21 protein-coding genes, 1 tRNA gene, 1 other RNA gene and 1 other annotated feature are annotated in these 20,491 nt (G+C 40.7%); of the genes, 18 read left to right on the top strand and 5 right to left on the bottom strand.

The genetic code is table 11. The features are described from left to right. The first annotated feature begins 73 nt into the window (after positions 1–73). A complete protein-coding gene (locus CYJ36_RS23305; protein WP_101569569.1) occupies positions 74–397 on the top strand; it encodes a hypothetical protein in 324 nt (107 codons plus the stop codon). Between the two features lie 159 nt (positions 398–556). Here CYJ36_RS23305 and CYJ36_RS23300 read toward each other — a convergent pair whose 3' ends face one another. After that, the gene (locus CYJ36_RS23300) at positions 557–1,516 is read right to left on the bottom strand and encodes a YaaC family protein (protein ID WP_180850553.1); all 960 of its coding nucleotides are present in this window, start codon (positions 1,514–1,516) and stop codon (positions 557–559) included. Between the two features lie 117 nt (positions 1,517–1,633). Here CYJ36_RS23300 and guaB point away from each other — a divergent pair, with 117 nt between their 5' ends. The 6 genes from guaB (at position 1,634) to CYJ36_RS23270 (ending at position 8,268) form a co-directional block, all read left to right on the top strand. Further along, a complete protein-coding gene (guaB, locus tag CYJ36_RS23295; RefSeq protein WP_101569567.1) occupies positions 1,634–3,100 on the top strand; it encodes an IMP dehydrogenase in 1,467 nt (488 codons plus the stop codon). Between the two features lie 176 nt (positions 3,101–3,276). Beyond that, entirely contained in the window at positions 3,277–4,635 is a 1,359-nt protein-coding gene (locus CYJ36_RS23290; protein ID WP_374702854.1) for a serine hydrolase, read from the top strand. Positions 4,636–4,949: 314 nt separating this feature from the next. Next, complete coding sequence (gene pdxS / locus CYJ36_RS23285) at positions 4,950–5,834, top strand: pyridoxal 5'-phosphate synthase lyase subunit PdxS (protein WP_101569565.1); 885 nt, start codon at positions 4,950–4,952, stop codon at positions 5,832–5,834. Positions 5,835–5,850: 16 nt separating this feature from the next. Then, the gene (gene pdxT, locus CYJ36_RS23280) at positions 5,851–6,441 is read left to right on the top strand and encodes a pyridoxal 5'-phosphate synthase glutaminase subunit PdxT (RefSeq protein ID WP_101569564.1); all 591 of its coding nucleotides are present in this window, start codon (positions 5,851–5,853) and stop codon (positions 6,439–6,441) included. Positions 6,442–6,497: 56 nt separating this feature from the next. Next, positions 6,498–6,716, top strand: a binding site (T-box leader). A gap of 58 nt (positions 6,717–6,774) precedes the next feature. Beyond that, positions 6,775–8,052 carry a serine--tRNA ligase gene (serS, locus tag CYJ36_RS23275; RefSeq protein WP_101569563.1) on the top strand — a complete coding sequence of 426 codons (1,278 nt, stop codon included), beginning with the start codon at positions 6,775–6,777 and terminating at the stop codon, positions 8,050–8,052. 123 nt (positions 8,053–8,175) lie between these two features. Beyond that, positions 8,176–8,268 (top strand) — tRNA-Ser (locus tag CYJ36_RS23270). A 135-nt stretch (positions 8,269–8,403) separates the two neighbouring features. Here the strand turns inward: CYJ36_RS23270 and CYJ36_RS23265 are convergent. Together CYJ36_RS23265 and CYJ36_RS23260 are read right to left on the bottom strand one after the other, a co-directional pair. After that, positions 8,404–9,072 (bottom strand): deoxynucleoside kinase, encoded by a 669-nt coding sequence (locus CYJ36_RS23265; RefSeq protein ID WP_101569562.1) that lies wholly within the window; start codon positions 9,070–9,072, stop codon positions 8,404–8,406. Next, positions 9,069–9,710: a deoxynucleoside kinase gene (locus CYJ36_RS23260; protein ID WP_101569561.1), complete on the bottom strand. Its 642-nt coding sequence runs from the start codon at positions 9,708–9,710 to the stop codon at positions 9,069–9,071. The genes CYJ36_RS23265 and CYJ36_RS23260 overlap by 4 nt, the downstream gene beginning before the upstream one ends. 270 nt (positions 9,711–9,980) lie before the next feature. Between CYJ36_RS23260 and hppD the strand changes: the two genes are divergently transcribed. The 4 genes from hppD to CYJ36_RS23240 are packed head-to-tail and all read left to right on the top strand — an operon-like array spanning position 9,981 to position 13,828. Then, a complete protein-coding gene (gene hppD, locus CYJ36_RS23255; RefSeq protein WP_101569560.1) occupies positions 9,981–11,096 on the top strand; it encodes a 4-hydroxyphenylpyruvate dioxygenase in 1,116 nt (371 codons plus the stop codon). Between the two features lie 27 nt (positions 11,097–11,123). Further along, positions 11,124–11,732 carry a flavin reductase family protein gene (locus tag CYJ36_RS23250; RefSeq protein WP_101569559.1) on the top strand — a complete coding sequence of 203 codons (609 nt, stop codon included), beginning with the start codon at positions 11,124–11,126 and terminating at the stop codon, positions 11,730–11,732. Between the two features lie 7 nt (positions 11,733–11,739). Beyond that, the gene (locus tag CYJ36_RS23245; protein ID WP_101569558.1) at positions 11,740–12,669 is read left to right on the top strand and encodes a fumarylacetoacetate hydrolase family protein; all 930 of its coding nucleotides are present in this window, start codon (positions 11,740–11,742) and stop codon (positions 12,667–12,669) included. A gap of 4 nt (positions 12,670–12,673) precedes the next feature. Continuing rightward, the gene (locus CYJ36_RS23240) at positions 12,674–13,828 is read left to right on the top strand and encodes a homogentisate 1,2-dioxygenase (protein WP_101569557.1); all 1,155 of its coding nucleotides are present in this window, start codon (positions 12,674–12,676) and stop codon (positions 13,826–13,828) included. A 164-nt stretch (positions 13,829–13,992) separates the two neighbouring features. Here CYJ36_RS23240 and CYJ36_RS23235 read toward each other — a convergent pair whose 3' ends face one another. Together CYJ36_RS23235 and CYJ36_RS23230 are read right to left on the bottom strand one after the other, a co-directional pair. After that, entirely contained in the window at positions 13,993–15,285 is a 1,293-nt protein-coding gene (locus tag CYJ36_RS23235) for a LysM peptidoglycan-binding domain-containing protein (protein WP_101569556.1), read from the bottom strand. A gap of 68 nt (positions 15,286–15,353) precedes the next feature. Continuing rightward, positions 15,354–15,899 carry an isochorismatase family cysteine hydrolase gene (locus tag CYJ36_RS23230; RefSeq protein ID WP_101569555.1) on the bottom strand — a complete coding sequence of 182 codons (546 nt, stop codon included), beginning with the start codon at positions 15,897–15,899 and terminating at the stop codon, positions 15,354–15,356. 65 nt (positions 15,900–15,964) lie between these two features. Here CYJ36_RS23230 and tadA point away from each other — a divergent pair, with 65 nt between their 5' ends. The 7 genes from tadA to CYJ36_RS23195 all read left to right on the top strand — a co-directional run bounded on the left by tadA (position 15,965) and on the right by CYJ36_RS23195 (position 20,252). After that, on the top strand, positions 15,965–16,456 hold the full coding sequence (gene tadA, locus CYJ36_RS23225; protein WP_101569554.1) for a tRNA adenosine(34) deaminase TadA: 492 nt from the start codon (positions 15,965–15,967) through the stop codon (positions 16,454–16,456). 84 nt (positions 16,457–16,540) lie between these two features. Beyond that, positions 16,541–16,806, top strand: an RNA gene (gene ffs, locus CYJ36_RS23220) — signal recognition particle sRNA large type. A 223-nt stretch (positions 16,807–17,029) separates the two neighbouring features. Further along, positions 17,030–18,730 carry a DNA polymerase III subunit gamma/tau gene (dnaX, locus tag CYJ36_RS23215; protein WP_101569553.1) on the top strand — a complete coding sequence of 567 codons (1,701 nt, stop codon included), beginning with the start codon at positions 17,030–17,032 and terminating at the stop codon, positions 18,728–18,730. 17 nt (positions 18,731–18,747) lie between these two features. Further along, a complete protein-coding gene (locus CYJ36_RS23210; RefSeq protein WP_101569552.1) occupies positions 18,748–19,074 on the top strand; it encodes a YbaB/EbfC family nucleoid-associated protein in 327 nt (108 codons plus the stop codon). Positions 19,075–19,084: 10 nt separating this feature from the next. Beyond that, complete coding sequence (recR, locus tag CYJ36_RS23205) at positions 19,085–19,681, top strand: recombination mediator RecR (protein WP_101569551.1); 597 nt, start codon at positions 19,085–19,087, stop codon at positions 19,679–19,681. An 18-nt stretch (positions 19,682–19,699) separates the two neighbouring features. Next, positions 19,700–19,918, top strand: a complete 219-nt coding sequence (locus CYJ36_RS23200) for a YaaL family protein (RefSeq protein ID WP_101569550.1) — start codon at positions 19,700–19,702, stop codon at positions 19,916–19,918. A gap of 49 nt (positions 19,919–19,967) precedes the next feature. Further along, positions 19,968–20,252: a pro-sigmaK processing inhibitor BofA family protein gene (locus CYJ36_RS23195; RefSeq protein WP_308315420.1), complete on the top strand. Its 285-nt coding sequence runs from the start codon at positions 19,968–19,970 to the stop codon at positions 20,250–20,252. Positions 20,253–20,491: the final 239 nt, after the last annotated feature.

The raw sequence follows: 20,491 nt of genomic DNA, 5'->3' as shown, positions 1-20,491 counted from the left end.
CCGATGGTAGTTGGGGGTTTCCCCCTGTGAGAGTAGGACGTTGCCAGGCATGCAAAGAAGAAGGACAGCAGAAATGCTGTTCTTTTTTGTATGGAGAAAAGAGAAAAAATGGCCAAGTGCAGCTAGGGGATTGCAGTTGGACCTTAAACAAAAGCAGTGCCTGAATTTCCTGGAAAAGGCCATTAAAAGGTTTTACAGCAAGAATACCGAACTGCATCAAGGGAAAAACAGCGATTGTATCTGGGATTTACATGAATTATGGAAAAAGATGGAAAAGTTCACAGAAAATCATAGTTATCGCGCAGAAAATCATAGTTATCGCACAGAAAATACTGCTATCTGCACACAATTAATGGACTTCTGCACAGAAATTACGGAATCCGATATTCCGAGTTGAATATTTTAGAAGTACTAGCTAAACGGGCATACATAAATAAAAGTGATATAAACGAAACAGAGTCCTAATATCAATTCGAACCTGCAAATACCCAACTGCATCAAGGGAAAAGAACCTGACCAGAATGGAATGAATTTTTTAGATTACAAATAAGAATGTTTAATACTCCTCCCTCAAGCCATTCAAAAAAGTCCAAACATATTGGGGGATTTTGTCCTTTGTTACTTCAAGAAATCTGACTATAAATACATAATCGTCATTAGAATGGCTCAGCAGTAAATCATACCACCATTCTGTTTCGTACCTGGAGATCATGCTTAGGTTATAAAGCAGCAAGTAGTGTGACATAAATTCAGGTAAACCTGTCAGGTCATTCATTGCTGCTGGTAAAGTATAGTCGCCATTGTGGCTATTATAAAGAAATGGGGTACTGTTGAAAGGATTAAATCCACTGGGTATCGTACAATAAAACTTTTTATCAGGGAGATGTTTTCCGCTTAATTTAAAATGATATGTGAAATATTCCAGCAGCCGATCTGGTGTCATATGATACTTATCTGCAGCGGTGGCAGGAATATGCATTTGATTATTTTCGAATGACAAATCTATATGGACTCGCTTTTTTTTATGCAATACAAATAAGTCGCCAAGTTCTGGAATTCTTTTTAATAGATCTTGCATTGTATATTTGTCATTTTCAACATGTTCGAGATTGAATAGATGGGACGCAGCATGTGCAAATAGTCCATTTCTTTGGATTTTCACTTCATCTTGAAGAAAGTGATAATGCTGTTTTTTTCTTTTTCTTGTTGATGCGCCATGTGCCAGTACCGAAGATGTTGCAGGGTAATGCGGATCTGCTGTTAGGATACAAGCTTTCATAAGCTGGGACATGCCATAAAATAATAGCATTGGCTGAACAGGGAGAGCAGCACTGACTGAGGACAGGTAAAAGTTTTCTGCATGTTTGAGGTGGTAGATAAAAGGATAGCTGTTTTGGTAGGATAATTCATTGGCTGCTGCATGATTCTTTTTTATATAAGATTTTTCCAGGAATTTTTGTACGGTTTCTGTTGATTGATAGGATTTTAATTGGTTCCACGCGTTAGATTGAATCACCCTGATACGCTCCTTTCTTTTTTCGCAATTTTTAAACTCTTTTGCCTGTTCTTGACAGTCTGGTGGCTAGTTGTTAATCTACTAATAATATTTTGCCGTTAAGAGGGGGATTTAATGATGTGGGAAAGTAAATTTTTAAAAGAAGGATTAACGTTTGATGATGTGTTGCTAGTTCCAGCTAAGTCTGAAGTTCTACCAAGAGATGTGAATCTTAGTGTAGAATTAACGCCAACTCTAAAATTAAATATCCCGATCATTAGTGCTGGTATGGATACGGTTACTGAAGCACAGCTTGCGATAGCGATGGCAAGACAGGGCGGCATGGGCATTATTCATAAAAATATGTCGATTGAACAGCAGGCTGAGCAGGTGGACAAGGTAAAACGCTCTGAAAGAGGAGTTATCACAAATCCTTTCTTTTTAACACCGGATCATCAAGTATTTGATGCAGAACATTTAATGGGCAAATACCGTATTTCTGGTGTGCCAGTTGTAAATAATCTTGATGAACAGAAGTTAGTCGGGATTATTACAAATCGTGACATGAGGTTCATCCAGGACTTCTCTATTAAGATTTCTGAAGTGATGACAAAAGAAAACTTAGTAACGGCAGACGTCGGAACTACTCTTAAAGAAGCTGAAAGCATTCTTCAAAAGCATAAAATTGAAAAGCTGCCATTGGTTGATGATGAAGGTGTTTTAAAAGGCTTAATCACAATTAAAGATATTGAAAAAGTAATTGAATTCCCACATTCAGCGAAAGATGCTGAAGGACGATTGCTTATAGGCGCAGCAGTTGGTGTCACTGCGGATACAATGCTTCGTGTGAAAAAACTGGTTGAGGCTAACGTAGATGCAATTGTTTTAGATACAGCTCATGGACATTCTAAAGGTGTTCTTGATATGGTGAGAACAATCAGAAATGAGTACCCTGAGCTAAACATTATTGCTGGAAATGTTGCGACTGCTGAGGCCACAAGAGAACTTGCTGAAGCTGGAGCAAACGTCGTTAAAGTCGGTATTGGTCCTGGCTCAATCTGTACAACACGTGTTGTTGCAGGTGTAGGCGTACCGCAAATCACGGCTGTGTATGATTGTGCAACTGAAGCCCGCAAGCTTGGCATTACTATTATCGCAGATGGCGGAATTAAATATTCAGGCGATATCGTAAAAGCTTTAGCATCAGGCGGACATGCAGTTATGCTTGGCAGTCTTCTTGCAGGAACGTCTGAAAGCCCCGGTGAAACAGAAATTTATCAAGGCAGACGCTTTAAGGTTTACCGAGGCATGGGTTCAGTTGCTGCGATGGAAAAAGGAAGCAAAGATCGTTATTTCCAAGAAGATAACAAAAAATTTGTACCTGAAGGCATTGAAGGAAGAACGCCTTATAAAGGACCTCTTGCAGATACAATTTATCAGCTTGTTGGCGGCATTCGTTCTGGAATGGGGTATTGCGGTACTGCAAACTTGGAGGAGCTTCGCGAGAATTCACAGTTTGTCCGGATGACAGGTGCAGGACTTCGTGAAAGCCATCCTCACGATGTTCAAATCACGAAAGAATCACCAAACTATTCTCTTTCGTAATCAAGTCGATAGGACCTTTTACCTGAAATGTAATACAATGTTCAATCTTTAGGACAGAGTCTCAGACTCTGTCTATTTTTTTTGTTCAGAGTGTGATAAAATCGACTTTGTTGTTTCTAAAAAGGGTCAATAATTGAATAAAAAAATATAGATAAAAAACGGTGGAGGTTATGAATTTGAGCAACAGGAAGTTTACGCGTTTAATGTCGGCTGTTTTTGCTGTCATCTTAGCTATGACAGTCATAATGCCTGCGAAGCAAGCATCTGCGGCAGAAAATGACGCATTGGGGATTAATGCAAAAGGTGCCATTTTAGTTGAGGCATCAACAGGGAAAATTTTATACGGAAAAAATGCAGACGAGCTTCTGCCGATTGCAAGCATGGCAAAGATCATGACAGAATACTTAGTGCTTGAAGCAATTGACAAAGGGAAAATCAAGTGGGATCAAACATATACACCAAGTGACTATGTATACAGAATTTCTCAAAACCGCGGACTTTCAAACGTTCCATTAAGAAAAGATGGTACATATAATGTCAAAGAACTTTATGAAGCAATGAGCATTTATTCTGCAAATGGTGCTGCAATTGGTTTAGCAGAAATTATTGCAGGATCTGAGTCGAATTTCGTAAAATTAATGAATGAAAAAGCAAAAGAATTAGGTCTTAAAAACTTTGAATTCGTGAATTCTACCGGTCTGGAAAATGGAGATCTGGCGGGAATGCATCCTGAAGGAACGACAGCAGATGCAGAGAATAAAATGTCAGCGCGAGATATGGCACTTCTTTCTCAAAAGCTGATTTCGGATTATCCTGAGGTTTTGGAAACATCAAGCATTCCAAGAAAAAAATTCAGAGAAGGCACTGAAGATGCAATCGACATGGATAACTGGAACTGGATGCTTAAAGGGCTATTATTTGAAACTGAAGGCGTAGACGGTTTGAAAACAGGATCAACGAAGTCTGCAGGTTCATCTTTTACAGCAACAGCTGAGAGAAATGATATGCGTATTATTACAGTTGTCTTAAATGCAACAGGTGACGATGGCAGCCTTCATACTCCTCGTTTTAAAGAAACAAAAAAAATGATTGATTATGCATACAATAATTTTACGATGGAAGAAGTCTATCCGAAAAATTATCAAATAAAGAAAAAATCGACTCTTTCTGTTGTGAAAGGGAAAGAAAAAGAAGTAGCTGTAGAAACAAATGAACCGCTTAATCTTGTCGTAAAACGCGGCGAAAAAGAGTCTTATGAGCCTAGCTATGTATTTGATCAAAAGAAAGTCAATGCCGATAACGAAGTTCAGGCACCTGTCAAAAAAGGCGAGAAAATCGGCTATATGACGGTGAAATATACAGGAAAAGGCGAAGACTTAGGCTTCTTGGAAGAAAAAAGTGACGCGAATGTTGATTTAGTTACAAAAAGCGGTGTTGAAAAAGCAAATTGGTTTGTCTTATCAATGAGAGGAATCGGCGGATTCTTTGGCGGTCTTTGGGGAACAGTGACAGATACCGTAAAAGGCTGGTTCTAATAAATATGAAAACTTACTCTAATTTGAGTAAGTTTTTTTATTATGAATCGGAGCTAAACGGGCGGTTCCGCTCTTCGGTATTGTCCAGCTCCACCGCCCAACTCCTCGGCCAGAACAAATTCCCCCAAAAAGTCAAACCCGGACTTTTCGGGTGAATTCTTTTCTGTCTGTCGGAGCTAAACGGGCGGTTCCGCTCTTCGAATTAAGAATTGTTTTAATAATCCCTTTAATTTAGGTAGGATTTTTTTATAACTTAGGATAGAATAAGCTATATGTGCAAAATGAATTTTTACATATTATGAGGGGGATATAGAATGAATAACACAGGTACAGATCGTGTAAAACGCGGAATGGCTGAAATGCAAAAAGGCGGCGTTATTATGGACGTTGTCAATGCAGAGCAAGCAAAGATTGCTGAGGAAGCAGGAGCAGTTGCAGTAATGGCGCTTGAGCGCGTACCTGCTGATATTCGTGCAGCAGGCGGAGTTGCCCGTATGGCAGATCCAACAATTGTCGAAGAAGTGATGAAGGCTGTAACGGTTCCAGTTATGGCAAAAGCACGTATTGGCCACATTGTTGAAGCTCGTATACTTGAAGCGATGGGTGTCGATTATATTGATGAAAGTGAAGTATTAACTCCTGCTGATGAAGAGTATCATTTAAATAAACGTGATTATACAGTTCCATTTGTTTGCGGATGCCGTGATTTAGGCGAAGCGACAAGACGCATTGCAGAAGGTGCTTCTATGCTCCGCACAAAAGGCGAGCCAGGAACAGGAAATATTGTTGAAGCTGTACGCCACATGCGCAAAGTTAATGGACAAGTACGCAGAATCATTGGTATGAGCACAGATGAATTAATGACTGAAGCTAAGCTGTTAGGCGCGCCTTATGAGCTTCTTCTTCAAATTAAGCATGAGGGCCGCCTTCCGGTTGTAAACTTCGCAGCAGGCGGTGTAGCAACTCCAGCTGATGCAGCATTAATGATGCAATTAGGTGCAGACGGTGTATTCGTAGGATCTGGTATCTTCAAGTCTGAAAATCCGGCAAAATTTGCTCGAGCTATTGTTGAAGCCACAACTCATTATGAGGATTATGAGCTAATCGCAAGTCTTTCTAAAGGACTTGGCACTGCAATGAAAGGCATTGAGATCTCAAGCTTGCTTCCTGAGAACAGAATGCAAGAGCGCGGCTGGTAATAAAGGAGTATAAAACATGCTGAAAATAGGTGTATTAGGCCTTCAAGGGGCAGTAAGAGAGCATATTCAATCAATTGAGGCAAGCGGTGCGGAAGGGATTATCATTAAACGCCCTGAGCAGCTGGATGAACTGGATGGGCTTATTATTCCAGGCGGTGAAAGCACGACAATGCGCCGCCTGATTGATAAGTATGATTTTCTGACTCCGCTTAAAGCATTTGCTGAACAAGGAAAGCCGATGTTCGGAACATGTGCAGGGTTAATTTTGCTCGCAAAGAATATTGTTGGGTACGATGAGTCTCATCTCGGTCTGATGGATGTTACGGTTGAGCGAAACTCATTCGGACGTCAGCGTGAAAGCTTTGAAGCAGAACTGAACATTACAGACGTTGCAGAAGATTTCGTTGGTGTTTTTATTCGGGCTCCGCATATTGTCGAAGTAGGCGAGGATGTCGAAATTCTCTCCAAGCATAACGGCAGAATCGTTGCAGCCCGCCAAGGACAGTTTTTAGGCTGCTCGTTTCATCCTGAATTAACAGATGATCACCGCATGACTGGACTGTTTGTTCGCATGGTAGAGAACTCAAAAGCAAAATTAAGTGTATAAAACCCTTGCAACCATCCCAAACTTGTAGTAAATTATGAATTACTTAATTGAACACGTGAAACATGATGATAGGAAATAGTAGCAAGTGCTTCTTTCTCAGAGAGCCGGTGGCTGGTGAAAATCGGTGTCAGATCCTTGTGAATCCATCCTTGAATGAGATGTGGAAATCTTCGGAGAGTATACATGTCCGGTACAGGCCGTTATCTGCTTAAGAGGAAGGCGTTCTATTTGCCTTCAATTAGGGTGGCAACGCGGATAATACTTCCGTCCCTTTACCAGGGGACGGGAGTTTTTTTATGCAAAAAAATATAGATTTTAAAGGAGTTTTACGAAATGCTGGATATCAAATATGTACGCGCTAATTTTGAAGAAGTAAAAGAAAAGCTTGCCCATCGCGGAGAAGATTTAAAGGATTTCAGCATGTTTGAGGAACTTGATCAAAAACGCCGTGAGCTGATTTCAACAGTAGAAGTCTTAAAAAGCAAGCGCAATGAAGTTTCAGGTCAAATTGCTGCTCTAAAACGAGACAAACAGGACGCAGATCATTTAATAAAGGAAATGCGTGAAGTTGGAGACCGCGTGAAAGAAATGGATGATGAGCTTCGCGAAGTTGAAGCAAAGCTTGAAACGTTAATGCTGTCTATTCCAAATATTCCACATGAAAGTGTGCCGGTTGGCGAAACAGAAGACGATAACATTCTTCATCGCACTTGGGGAGACACGACTTCATTTTCATTTGAGCCAAAACCGCATTGGGATGTTGCAGATCATCTTGGAATATTAGATTTTGAACGTGCAGGCAAAGTAACAGGGAGCCGATTTGTTTTCTATCGCGGCTTAGGTGCTCGTCTAGAACGTGCTCTTATTAGCTTTATGCTTGATCTTCATATTGATGAGCATGGCTATACAGAAGTTCTGCCTCCTTACATTGTTAATCGCGACAGTATGACGGGAACGGGGCAGCTGCCAAAATTTGAGGAAGATGCATTTAAAATTGCCGGAGAAGACTATTTCTTAATTCCGACAGCTGAAGTCCCTGTGACAAACATGCATCGTGATGAAATTCTTTCAGTGGATCAGCTTCCAATCAACTATGCTGCATACAGCTCTTGCTTCCGTTCTGAGGCAGGTTCAGCGGGTCGTGACACGCGAGGATTAATTCGTCAGCATCAGTTTAATAAAGTTGAGCTTGTAAAATTCGTAAAACCTGAGGATTCTTATGATGAGCTTGAAAAGTTAACCGGTCATGCGGAAAAAGTTCTTCAGCTCCTCGGACTTCCATACCGAGTTCTAAGAATGTGTACAGCTGACTTGGGCTTTACAGCAGCTAAGAAATATGACATTGAAGTTTGGATCCCAAGCCAGGAAACGTACCGCGAGATTTCTTCTTGCAGTAATTTTGAGGCTTTCCAGGCGCGCCGTGCAGGCATCCGCTTTAGAAGAGAAGCAAAAGGTAAACCAGAGCATGTTCATACATTGAATGGGTCTGGTCTTGCAATTGGCAGAACAGTTGCAGCTATTTTAGAAAATTATCAGCAGGAAGATGGAACTGTGGTCATTCCTGAAGTTCTCCGTCCATATATGGGGCATAAAGAAGTCATTTCACGATAACATTAAGCCTTTAAGAAAGGGGCCAAAATCCGTTTTGGCTCCTTTTTATATTTTATTGAAAAAGTTTATTTAGAATCGTTGACAAGTATATTTCTTATATGCTATATTAATTCTTGTCAGTATGGAGGTATACCCAAGTCCGGCTGAAGGGATCGGTCTTGAAAACCGACAGGGGAGTCAAATCCCGCGGGGGTTCGAATCCCTCTACCTCCTCCATTTTACATATGATATCCAATGTTTAGCGCATAAATATTGGAGATTGATAAAACCTGCTGCAGATTCTGCGGCAGGTTTTTTTGTATGTATTTGGTCTCTGGCTGGAGAAGCAAAAAAAATAACCGTTTATCACGGTTATTTTTTAAGCAATCTTGTTTGCTCGATGAAGTGGCCGACTCGTTCAACGATTGGTTCAATGGATCCTTCGTTCGCCATAATGTCATAGTCATTAATATTTAGACGAAGCACTGGGCAAGCATTAAAGTTATTAATCCAATCTTCGTAGCGGCGGTGCATTTCTTCCCAGTAGGCAACAGGTGTCTGCTGCTCCATTGGACGTCCCCGTTCTTTAATGCGGGATAGAATATCCTCAAGACTTCCTTCAAGGTAAATCAGAAGATCAGGATGAGGAAAGTAAGGCGTCATGACCATTGCATCAAATAGATTCGTGTAAGTTTCATAATCTACTTCTGTCATCGTCCCTTTTTCATAATGCATTTTTGCAAAAATACCTGTGTCCTCATAGATTGACCGGTCTTGGATAAATCCTCCGCCATATTCAAATATCCGTTTTTGTTCTTTAAATCTTTCAGCGAGAAAATAGATTTGCAGATGGAAGCTCCATCTTTCAAAATCAGCATAAAATTTATCAAGATATGGATTCGTATCTACTTTTTCAAAAGAGGTGCGAAAATTCAATGCATTCGCAAGTGCATTCGTCATTGTGGATTTCCCGACGCCAACCGTTCCCGCAATAGTGACAACAGCGTTATGAGGAATCTTGTATTTCTCTCTTAAGTTCATTTACGTGTAACTCCTTCATGTAATGATTCATCCAAGCGTTTAAAGATATATGTTAAATCCTTTTTGTTTTGTACAAAATCAAGCTCATCCCCGTTAAATCTAAGAACTGGAATCGATGGGTGCTCTTTTTCCCATTGTGTCATCGCCACTTCATAATCCTCTGATAATTGCTTTAAATAGGCTGGATCGATATTTTTTTCAATTTCTCTCCCGCGCTTATCAATTCGATTTATCAATGTATCAAGACTTGCATTCAAGTAAATGATTAAGTTTGGCTTTGGCATGTCGCTTGTTAAAATTGTATAAATATCAAGATACTTATCATATTGTTCTTTTTTAAGAGTGCGTTTTGCGAAAATGAGATTTTTATAAATATGATAATCTGCCACAACAGGCTGACTCTTTTTCAAAAACAACTGTGCAATATCTTCTAACTGCTTATAGCGATTACAAAGAAAAAACATCTCCGTTTGAAAACTCCACTCTTCAATGTTTTCATAAAATTTACCGAGAAATGGATTTTCATCGACAATTTCTCTTAATAAATGAAATTGATAGTGTTCTGCTATTGCTCTTGCAAGTGAAGTTTTTCCAACACCGATTGGTCCTTCCACTGTAATAAACGGTATGCCATTCATCACGGGTCCTCCTTTAAAACGCAAAAAAATCTATTAAAACAGACAAATTTTATTGTATCACAGTGTCAATATGAAAAGAGTATGGTTTTTATAAAAAAGAAAAGTTTCCAATTATCCTCTCAAACAAGAGGTTGTTTTATGCGACAGAAGCCGCCATACCCCATTACAGAAAAGCGTTGTAGCTTTACTTAGCACTCTTGATTTATTCTGTTCCTATTACGTATGATTAATTCTGAATAGTATTAATATTCATAAAATGGAGGGATTTAGATGCGTGAGGAAACAGTAGCTATGAATAATCAGACAGAAGATTTTTTTCCAGTAAAAGATGTTGATTACCTGGAAATGTTTTCAGGAAACGCCAAGCAGTCAGCGCACTATTTTTGTACGGCTTTCGGTTTTAAGATTGTGGCATATTCCGGTCTTGAAACAGGAAATCGCGAGACTGTTTCTTACGTTCTGCAGCAGCAAAAGGTCCGATTGGTCATTACAGGCTCTTTGAATGATACATCCCGCGTCGCAGAATTTGTTAAAAAGCATGGGGATGGAGTAAGGGACATTGCGTTAGTCGTTGATAACGTTGAAAAGGCTTACAATGAGGCTGTTTCCCGCGGAGCAATTGCGATTGCTTCTCCATTTGAACTTAAGGATGAACAGGGTGTGGTCAGAAAAGCAGTAATCGGTACATATGGTGACACCATTCATTCTCTTGTAGAGCGGAAGGATTATAAAGGTGTATTTATGCCGGGGTTTGAAGAAGCTGAAATGAAGATTCCTTATGCAGAAGCTGGCATCATTGGTGTTGATCATGTCGTAGGTAATGTAGAGAGTATGCAGGAGTGGGTATCTTACTACGAAAAAGTAATGGGTTTTAAAGAGATGAGGCATTTTACAGATTCGGATATCAGTACAGAATATTCGTCTTTAATGTCAAAGGTTATGCATAATGGGGGCCGCATTAAATTTCCGATTAATGAGCCGGCAGAAGGAAAACGCAAATCTCAAATTCAGGAATACCTTGAATTTTTTAAAGGGCCAGGCGTACAGCATCTTGCCATATTAACAGAGGACATCGTTTCTACTGTAGCGATTTTAAGACAAAATGGCGTCGAATTCTTAAATACACCAAAAACGTATTATGAAACTCTTAGTGATCGTGTAGGAGATATTGATGAAGAAATCGATAAGTTAAAAGAGCTTAATATTCTTGTGGACCGTGATGATGAGGGGTACCTGCTGCAGATTTTTACAAAACCGATTGTTGATCGTCCGACTGTTTTTATAGAAGTCATTCAGAGAAAAGGGGCGAAAGGCTTCGGGGATGGAAACTTTAAAGCATTATTTGAATCGATTGAACGCGAACAGGAGCGCCGCGGAAATCTATAGTGCCATTTTGTTAGGAAGGTGATGAGGATGGACGTAAAGCCTGATTCACTTCATTGGAAAGACGCCTATAAATTAATGATTGGGTCCATCTTGCCAAGGCCCATTGCTTTCGTGTCAACAGCAGATGAATATGGAACAGCAAACTTGGCTCCTTTCAGCTTTTTTACGGCCATTTCGGCAGAGCCGATGATGATTTGCTTTTCACCGATGCGAAAAGGGTCAGATGGCAGCAAGAAGGATACCCTCGTCAATATTGAAAAAACAAAAGAGTTTGTGATCAATATCGTGAGTGAGTCGATTGCCGGACAAATGAATCGCTGTGCGGCAGAATTTGAACCAGAGGTTGATGAGTTTGATCATTGCGGGCTGACAAAGGCAAAAAGCAAAACGGTTGTGCCTCCCCGTGTCAAAGAAAGCATGGTTCACCTTGAATGCGAGCTGCATGACGTTTTGCACTTTGGCGAACATGCCGGATCTGGAAGTCTTGTCATTGGAAAGGTAAAGCATATTCATGTAGAAGACGCACTGTTCTATGAAGGGAAAATCGATTCAGCTAAGTTAAATCCGATTGGACGCCTTGCTGGACACATGTATACAAAACCGATGACAGATACATTTGAGATTGTTAGAAGGTGAAGACCTGATGAAATTTATCACATTCCAGACACAAGATGGAAAACAAGCTGCAGGGTGGATTCAGGGCAATGATTTAGCTGTTGACATGCATGCTGTAAGCAAGGGTGCAATGCCTGGGTCTATTCTAGAGTTTTTAAGCGGTCATGAACACTATACTCCATATATTCATGAGCTTAGTCCGTTTAGAGAAGGTGATGCTGGAGTCTATCGACTATCAGAGGTACGTTTGTTAGCTCCACTGCCAAGACCGGTAAGTATTCGTGATTTTTATGCATTTGAAGAGCACGTTAAAACCGCCCGGCAAAAAAGAGGGCTCGATGTGATTCCTGAATGGTATCAATTTCCGGTTTTTTATTTTACCAATCATTTAGCCATACGAGGTCCGGATGAAGTGATTGATATGCCTCCCGGCTGTCTGTGTCTGGACTATGAATTGGAGATTGCCTGTGTAATAGGTAAAGAAGGGCGTGACATTCAAGCCAGTGAAGCGGATGATTATATTTTTGGCTACTGCATTATGAATGACTGGAGTGCTCGTGACATACAAAGAGAAGAGATGAAGGTTGGTTTAGGGCCTGCGAAAGGAAAGGATTTTGCCACGTCACTAGGACCGTTTCTTGTTTCAAAAGAAGAATTGGATTCACAGAAGATAAACGATCGGTATGACCTTAAGATGACAGCCGCTGTAAACGGAAAAGTGATCTCAAAAGGGAATCTGAAAGATATTTATTATTCTTTTGCTGAAATGATTGAAAGGGCTTCTGCTGGAGTAACCTTGTTTCCAGGTGAGGTAATTGGATCAGGTACGGTTGGAACTGGCTGTATTTTGGAGCTTGGAGAAGAAGTTCACCGTTACTTGGAGCCAAGGGATGAGATTGAATTAACGATAGAAAGACTTGGTGCCTTGAAAAATAAAATTGCAGCCAAAAGCGGGTGAAACGATGTATTATCGCCAGTTGGGGAAGATCCCCCAAAAAAGACATACAATGTTTAAAAAAGAAGATGGCAGTCTATATCGTGAACAAGTCATGGGGACGAAGGGTTTTTCAGGCTCTCAATCCATTTTGTATCACCATTACATGCCGACAGAGATAGCAAAATCTGAGCTGATCCGTTCCTACCTGCCTGTGTATGAAGAAATGGATGTACTGAAGCATCGTCATTTTTTCACGAATGATCTGCAAATAAAAGGCGATGCCATTGAAGCAAGAGAATATATCCTCGGAAATGAAGATGTGCTGATTGGAATGATTCATGCCACAAAACCAATGGAGTCGTATTGCAGAAATGGCGATGGAGATGAATTGCTTTTTGTGCATGTGGGTACAGGAACGATTGAAACGATGTTTGGGGTGGTCACTTACCAGCCTGGTGATTACATTAACATTCCAATCGGCACAATATATCGGATTGTACCTGCTGAGGGAGAGACAACAAAATGTTTAGTTGTTGAATCGTTCAGCCAGATCACAACGCCGAAACGCTATCGGAATGAATATGGTCAGCTGCTGGAGCATAGTCCTTTTTGCGAAAGGGATTTCCGGGGACCTGAACAGCTGTTAACATTTGAGACGAGAGGCGAGTTTGAAGTTTTGACGAAATCAAGGGGCTTCATCCACAAGCATATCTTTAATCATCATCCGTTTGATGTTGTTGGATGGGATGGATATTTGTATCCATGGGCTTTTAATATTGAGGATTTTGAACCGATTACAGGGCGGATTCATCAGCCGCCTCCTGTTCACCAAACGTTTGAGGGCCACCATTTTGTTGTTTGCTCTTTTGTTCCGAGAATGTATGATTATCATCCAGAGTCCATCCCTGCTCCCTATAGCCACAGTAATGTGAACAGCGATGAGCTTTTATATTATGTAGAAGGTAATTTTATGAGCCGGAAGGGAGTTAAGCAGGGGTCAATCACATTACATCCTAGCGGGATTCCGCATGGTCCTCATCCCGGCAAAACAGAAGCAAGCATCGGCAAGAAAGAAACGCTTGAACTTGCGGTTATGATTGATACATTTCGTCCTCTTAAAATAGCTAAAAAAGCGAAAGATATCGAAGACACCAATTATATGTATACGTGGGTGGAATAACAAGGAAAAAGCAGCCGGTGCAGGCTGCTTTCTTTCGATGTTTAAGAAAATAGGCTGTGGATAATAAAATAAAGTTATCTGCGTCCAGCTACGGCGCCTAACTCCCCGGTCAGAACGGATATCTGCCATGCCCGCGCTGACCAAGTCGCCTGCGCTTTTGTTCTTTATGATGGATTTTTAACCACATCAAAATTATCAGTAATCAACAGCCAGTTTTGAGGGAAGGAAAGGCCGAGTTTCCAATAGCTCATCCCTCTGAGCTTAAGTTCTTTCATTAAATCAAATTTAGCCTGAATCGAGCGTGCATCCTCAAACCATACTTCATGTTCTTTTCCAGCTTGATCACGATAGTTGAAATGAGGAGCCTGTGCTTCGACATCATATTGGATTGAAACATTGTATTGACTTGCTAAACGGATTGCCTGCTGCGGACTGATCGCTTTTGCGAATTCTCCGCCGGGTACAAAGGGCAATGTCCAATCATAGCCGTATAAATTCTGCCCCATCATGATTTTATTGGCAGGTATTTCTGATAAGGTATACTCAAGAACATCTCGAACTGGTCCAATTGGAGATACTGCCATTGGAGGTCCGCCGCTATAGCCCCATTCATACGTCATCACGACTACAAAATCGACAATTTCCCCGTGTGCTTTATAATCATGTGCTTCATACCACTTACCCTTTTGATCTGCGCTTGTTTTAGGAGCGAGAGCTGTAGATATGAGCCATCCTTCCGTTTTGAAGCGTGCTTTTGCTTTACGTAAAAAGCGATTGTAGGCTTCTCTGTCGACAGGCCTTAAATACTCCATATCAAAATGGATATCACGGAATCCATATTTTTTTGCGGTTTGGACGATATTATCGAGCAGATTATTTTGAATGTTCTGATCCGTTAAAACTAGTCTTCCAATTTCATCGCTGAATCCTTCGTCATCTAAATTCGTAATGATCATCATAAGTGTAACTTGATTATTTTTAGCAATATTCGCAAAGTCGTTTAATAGAGGCTCTTCTAAGGAACCGTCTTTTTGAATCCGAAAACTGAAAGGTCCGAGGTAAGTTAAATAGGGAGCTGCTTCCCGTGCACTTTCCACAAGATTAGGACTTACTTGATTTCCGGAAGGTTCAATATAAGCATTGAATTCTGCTTTTTGCTTTGGCCGTTCAGGAATATAAAGTCTAAATCCAATTTGAAGCGGACTATTAATTGAAATTTGATTGACCTCTGATAATTCCTTAGGCGTGGAGCCAAATCTTCGGCTGATCGACCATAATGTATCACCGGGCTGCACCCAATAAAACCGTCCTCTGATCGGTATGACAATTGCTTGACCGACAACAAGCTGTCCTGGGTTTGGAATTTCATTTGTCCGGATAATCTCCTCGGCAGTAGTACTGTAAGCTTGGGCTATCCCGTATAATGTTTGTCCTTCTTGGACAATATGTATCTGCATATTGATTCCCCTCACTCATTCGTCATTAAGGCTCTGTTACATCATATGAGGAAATGAGCGGGAGCATGTTATATTTTTAGTGAAGAAGAATTGCTTGTATCTGCCTTCAGGACATTTTCCATCATTCGCAGAGCATATTCATTGTCTTCCTTGTCATTTGATGCAATGCAGTCTGAGGGAACAGAAAGCTTATAACCTCTCATAAAGGCATCATTTGCTGAAAAGAGCACGCAGATATTACCGGCAATTCCTGTTAAAATAAGATGCTTTATATATAGATTATCGAGCAGCATGTTTAAGGCAGTACCATAGAAAGCGGAATGCATAGGTTTAATTAAGAAAAAATCGGTTTCATCCGGATAAAGTTTTTCAATAATCGGGCGGCTCAAGTCATTCGTGCATTTTTCAGAAATCTTTTGAAAATCAGCCTGCCATAATTTATAATGATCATTTATATAAATGATGGGATGGTTTTTTTGCTGCATTTTCTTTTTCAGCTCTAAGATTTGTTCTGAAACCTGATTAGCCTGTTCAGCCAAAACCTCACCATGCTTGAATTTAAAATTATTTATCATATCAATAATGAGCAAAGCGCAGCTATCCTTTTTCTCCATGTCATCATCACTCCTATACACATGATAGCTTTTGTCATATTGAATAATTCTATAAGGAGCACATTATGGATAAAGACACGCTTTATATGGAACTTGCAATAAAAGAAGCGTTAAAAGCAAAAGCAATAGGCGAGGTTCCAATTGGTGCAATCATTGTTCTAAACGATGAAATTGTCGGATCGGGATATAATTTAAGAGAAACGGAACAGAGGTCCATTGCACATGCAGAAATGCTTGCGATCGACCAGGCCTGCTCTGCACTTGGAACGTGGAGGCTTGAGGATGCAACGCTTTACGTCACGCTTGAGCCGTGTCCAATGTGCGCAGGGGCTATTGTGCTTTCAAGAGTGAAACGAGTTGTTTATGGAGCTGCGGATCCTAAAGGCGGCTGTGCAGGGACGCTGATGAACCTTTTAGATGAAAAAAGATTTAACCATCAGGCTGAAGTAACAAAAGGAATCCTTGAAGATGAATGCGGTCAGCTGCTCAGTGATTTTTTTCGTGAACTAAGGCAAAAGAAAAAAGAGTCAAAAGTTTCTTCAAAAAATTTACAGTAGCAGACGATTGCATTTTTTCGGAAAAGCTTATATACTAGATTAAGCGTCGTACTAACGGCGCACCTTAACTAGGTATCAATTTTGCCGTGCTAAGCGGGGAGGTAGCGGTGCCCTGTACTCGCAATCCGCTCTAGCGAGGCCGAATTCCTTTCCCGAGGTTAGCTGTCTGTAGGGTCTGCCTTAAGTAAGTGGTGTTGACGTCTGGGTCCTGCGCAATGGGAATCCATGAACCATGTCAGGTCCGGAAGGAAGCAGCATTAAGTGGAATCTCTCATGTGCCGCAGGGTTGCCTGGGCCGAGCTAACTGCTTAAGTAACGCTTATGGACACTAATCGACGGAAGGTGCACGGCAGTTTAAATGATAATGAAACAACTCACTCTTTATTGGGTGAGTTTTTTTATATTTTTTTCGAACATCATTAGATTCATGGAAAGTCTATTAAAGTAAAGCGCAATCTATGAGAAAACAGGTTTTTCATGATGGAAATGCTGTCTGAAAAAAGCATCCGCTTCCTTTGAAATAGCAATTCTATAAGGTATAATAGATGAGATGAATTTGAAGGAGGGCGTTATGTGAGTTATCAAGCTTTATACCGTGTTTGGCGGCCGCAGCAATTTCATGATGTCGTAGGTCAAGAACATATTACGAGAACACTTCAAAATGCCCTGCTGCAAGAAAAATTCTCGCATGCCTATCTTTTTTCCGGACCTCGAGGAACAGGGAAAACGAGTGCAGCTAAGATTTTCGCGAAAACAGTCAATTGTGAAAAAGCTCCAGTTGCGGAACCGTGCAATGAATGTTCTGCATGCCGGGGTATAACAGATGGTTCGATTTCCGATGTGATTGAAATAGATGCTGCTTCAAATAATGGAGTAGATGAAATACGGGATATTCGTGATAAGGTCAAATATGCACCATCTTCGGTAAAATATAAAGTTTATATCGTTGATGAAGTGCACATGCTCTCAATTGGAGCGTTCAATGCATTGTTAAAAACGCTGGAAGAACCCCCTAAGCATGTCATATTTATTTTAGCTACGACTGAACCCCATAAAATTCCGCTGACGATTATTTCCAGATGCCAGCGTTTTGACTTCAAACGCATTACAGCAGCAGCAATTGTCGGACGGATGCAGGAAATTATTGAAGATCAAGAGATAACTGCAGAGACATCTGCACTTCAAGTTATTGCAAGTGCTGCCGACGGCGGGATGCGCGATGCTTTAAGTTTATTAGATCAGGCTATTTCCTTTAGTGACGAAGCGGTCACTCTTGACGATGCTCTGCTGATTACAGGCTCTGTATCACAATCAATCATTGGCGAATTGATACATGCCATGTTTCAAAAGGATGTTTCAAGAGCTCTGCAAGCATTAGATGAACTGATGAACCAAGGGAAAGATGCTTCTAAATTAGTCGAAGATTTTATATACTACTACCGGGATCTGCTGCTTTATCAAACGGCGCCTCAACTCGAAGAAGTTCTAGAACGGGTTACTGTTGATGAACAGTTTATAAAGCTGTCTGAAAACATGCCGCCAGATGCGATTTACCATGCGATTGATGTGCTGAATAAAAGCCAGCAGGAAATGAAATGGACAAATCATCCCCGCATTTTCCTGGAGGTAGCTATTGTGAAGCTCTCTGAACATGAAGCAAAGTCTGTTCAGACAAGCGGAAGCAGCGAGCCATTCAGCCAGCTTCAAGAAACAGTAAAGAGACTAGAAAATGAAATAGAGCGTCTAAAGAAACAAGGCATTTCAGTCAGCGGACAACAGGGAGCACCAAATGAACAAAAAGCTCCTAAAGCCGTTCGCAGCGGATATAAAGTTCCTGTTGGACGTATTCAGGAAATACTGAAAGATGCAACGAAACAAAACCTGGCAGGCATCAAGAGCAGATGGGGAGAACTGCTGGAATACTTGCGCAAACAAAACAAAGTATCGCACGCAGCCCTTCTGAATGACAGTGAACCAGTAGCTGCATCTGAAACCGCATTTGTGTTAAAGTTTAAATATGAGATTCATTGTAAAATGGTAGCGGAAAACAATAATGGAGTCCGAAGCAATATGGAAGCCATTCTTTTGGAATTAACGGGACGAAACATGGAAATGGTTGGCGTTCCAGAACAAGAATGGGGTAAAATAAGAGAGGATTACATACGTGATCAACGTCAGAATGATGACGGTGATTCGCCAGATGAAGACGAGGATCCACTCATAGCTGAAGCAAAGAAACTAGTGGGTACAGAGCTCATTGAAATAAAAGATTAATATTGGAGGAGATTTTTATGAATCGTGGCGGAATGGGTAATATGCAAAAGATGATGAAGCAAATGCAAAAGATGCAGAAAGATATGGCAAAAGCTCAAGAAGAACTTGCTGAAAAAACAATTGAAGGAACAGCTGGCGGCGGCATGGTTGTTGTAACAATCAACGGAAACAAAGAAGTTATCGATGTAAACATTAAAGAAGAAGTCGTTGATCCGGAAGATATCGATATGCTTCAAGATTTAGTTTTGGCTGCAACAAACGATGCCCTGAAAAAAATGGATGAACTGACGAATGACACAATGGGCAAATTCACAAAAGGCATGAACCTGCCAGGCATGTTCTAGGAGGATTTTGATGCATTATCCTGAACCGATATCAAAGCTGATTGACAGCTTTATGAAATTGCCAGGAATTGGCCCGAAGACGGCCGTTCGTCTGGCTTTTTTTGTACTGAATATGAAAGAAGACGTTGTGCTTGATTTTGCAAAAGCACTTGTCAGCGCGAAGAGAAACCTCACATATTGCTCTGTGTGCGGTCATATTACAGATCAAGATCCGTGCTACATTTGTGAGGACCAAAGACGGGATAAGAGTGTCATTTGTGTTGTCCAGGATCCGAAAGATGTTATTGCAATGGAAAAAATGAAAGAATACGCGGGCTTGTACCACGTCCTTCAAGGTGCTATTTCTCCTATGGATGGCATTGGGCCTGAAGACATCAAAATCCCTGAGCTGCTTAAAAGACTTCAGGACGACACCGTTCAGGAAATCATACTTGCTACCAATCCTAATATTGAAGGGGAAGCAACAGCAATGTATCTTTCAAGACTATTAAAGCCTACAGGGATTAAAATGACGCGGATTGCTCATGGACTGCCTGTCGGAGGCGACTTGGAATATGCTGATGAAGTAACTTTGTCTAAAGCTCTGGAAGGAAGAAGAGAGCTTTAACTGAGAGGGGAAGTTTGTTTGTTTTTTCGCAGAAAAGGCTGGCTTAGAAAAGAATACGATCATCTATTAATAGAAGATCTCATTCATATGAAAGATGAATGGGGACGCCAAAAGCAGCTTGTTGATAAAAGTGTGGAGCCATCTCCGGAAATTTTATATGAGTTAAAAGTTGCTCAATCCAAGTATTTCTTTCTATTAAGAGAAGCTAAAAAAAGAAACATTACAATTGCAAGGTAACAGCTTGTTCTATTTCCCCCAAGCTTTCATAAATATGTAGAAAGTCATTATGAAAGTGAGTGGTGGAATGGAACCTGTCTTTGTCTTTTCCATTCTGGGAGGAATTATTATCCTTCTGCTTGTTGTGGGAGCGCCGGTTCGATCGATGCGCTGGGTTGGCCAAGTGCTTGTAAAGGTAGTTGTAGGTGCCTTGTTTTTATTTTTTGTTAATGCATTCGGTACAAGCGCAGGCTTGCATATCCCCATCAATCTGACAACAGCGAGTATTTCAGGATTGCTGGGTCTGCCCGGTGTAGCTGCATTAATCATCATAAAAATGGTTATCTTATCTTAGAACAAGTGATCATTATCACTTGTTCTTACTTTTTTGTTGACAGGCTATATTGAGGGTGATATATTAATAAGCGTCGCTGATGACGTTTCATAAATTTTTGAAAGATGTTAAAGAAAATTTATTGAAAAAAGTTATTGACATTATAAAGCGATAAATGATATATTTAAGAGGTCGCTTCAGCAGAAGACGACATCAAAAGTTCTTTGAAAACTAAACAAAACCAAAAGCGTACCAAACGT

This window comes from Bacillus sp. UMB0893 (genome assembly GCF_002858905.1).
Taxonomy (GTDB): Bacteria; Bacillota; Bacilli; order Bacillales; family Bacillaceae; genus Bacillus_P.
This window is presented reverse-complemented; position numbering and strand designations above follow the sequence as displayed.

Bases quoted from the DNA above. Each gene is read 5' to 3' on its own strand.
- CYJ36_RS23305 (WP_101569569.1), top strand. From the start codon at position 74: ATGCTGTTCTTTTTTGTATGGAGAAAAGAGAAAAAATGGCCAAGTGCA.
- guaB (WP_101569567.1), top strand. From the start codon at position 1,634: ATGTGGGAAAGTAAATTTTTAAAAGAAGGATTAACGTTTGATGATGTG.
- pdxS (WP_101569565.1), top strand. From the start codon at position 4,950: ATGAATAACACAGGTACAGATCGTGTAAAACGCGGAATGGCTGAAATG.
- pdxT (WP_101569564.1), top strand. From the start codon at position 5,851: ATGCTGAAAATAGGTGTATTAGGCCTTCAAGGGGCAGTAAGAGAGCAT.
- serS (WP_101569563.1), top strand. From the start codon at position 6,775: ATGCTGGATATCAAATATGTACGCGCTAATTTTGAAGAAGTAAAAGAA.
- CYJ36_RS23265 (WP_101569562.1), bottom strand. From the start codon at position 9,072: ATGAACTTAAGAGAGAAATACAAGATTCCTCATAACGCTGTTGTCACT.
- CYJ36_RS23260 (WP_101569561.1), bottom strand. From the start codon at position 9,710: ATGAATGGCATACCGTTTATTACAGTGGAAGGACCAATCGGTGTTGGA.
- hppD (WP_101569560.1), top strand. From the start codon at position 9,981: ATGCGTGAGGAAACAGTAGCTATGAATAATCAGACAGAAGATTTTTTT.
- CYJ36_RS23250 (WP_101569559.1), top strand. From the start codon at position 11,124: ATGGACGTAAAGCCTGATTCACTTCATTGGAAAGACGCCTATAAATTA.
- CYJ36_RS23245 (WP_101569558.1), top strand. From the start codon at position 11,740: ATGAAATTTATCACATTCCAGACACAAGATGGAAAACAAGCTGCAGGG.
- CYJ36_RS23240 (WP_101569557.1), top strand. From the start codon at position 12,674: ATGTATTATCGCCAGTTGGGGAAGATCCCCCAAAAAAGACATACAATG.
- CYJ36_RS23235 (WP_101569556.1), bottom strand. From the start codon at position 15,285: ATGCAGATACATATTGTCCAAGAAGGACAAACATTATACGGGATAGCC.
- CYJ36_RS23230 (WP_101569555.1), bottom strand. From the start codon at position 15,899: ATGGAGAAAAAGGATAGCTGCGCTTTGCTCATTATTGATATGATAAAT.
- tadA (WP_101569554.1), top strand. From the start codon at position 15,965: ATGGATAAAGACACGCTTTATATGGAACTTGCAATAAAAGAAGCGTTA.
- CYJ36_RS23210 (WP_101569552.1), top strand. From the start codon at position 18,748: ATGAATCGTGGCGGAATGGGTAATATGCAAAAGATGATGAAGCAAATG.
- recR (WP_101569551.1), top strand. From the start codon at position 19,085: ATGCATTATCCTGAACCGATATCAAAGCTGATTGACAGCTTTATGAAA.
- CYJ36_RS23195 (WP_308315420.1), top strand. From the start codon at position 19,968: ATGAAAGTGAGTGGTGGAATGGAACCTGTCTTTGTCTTTTCCATTCTG.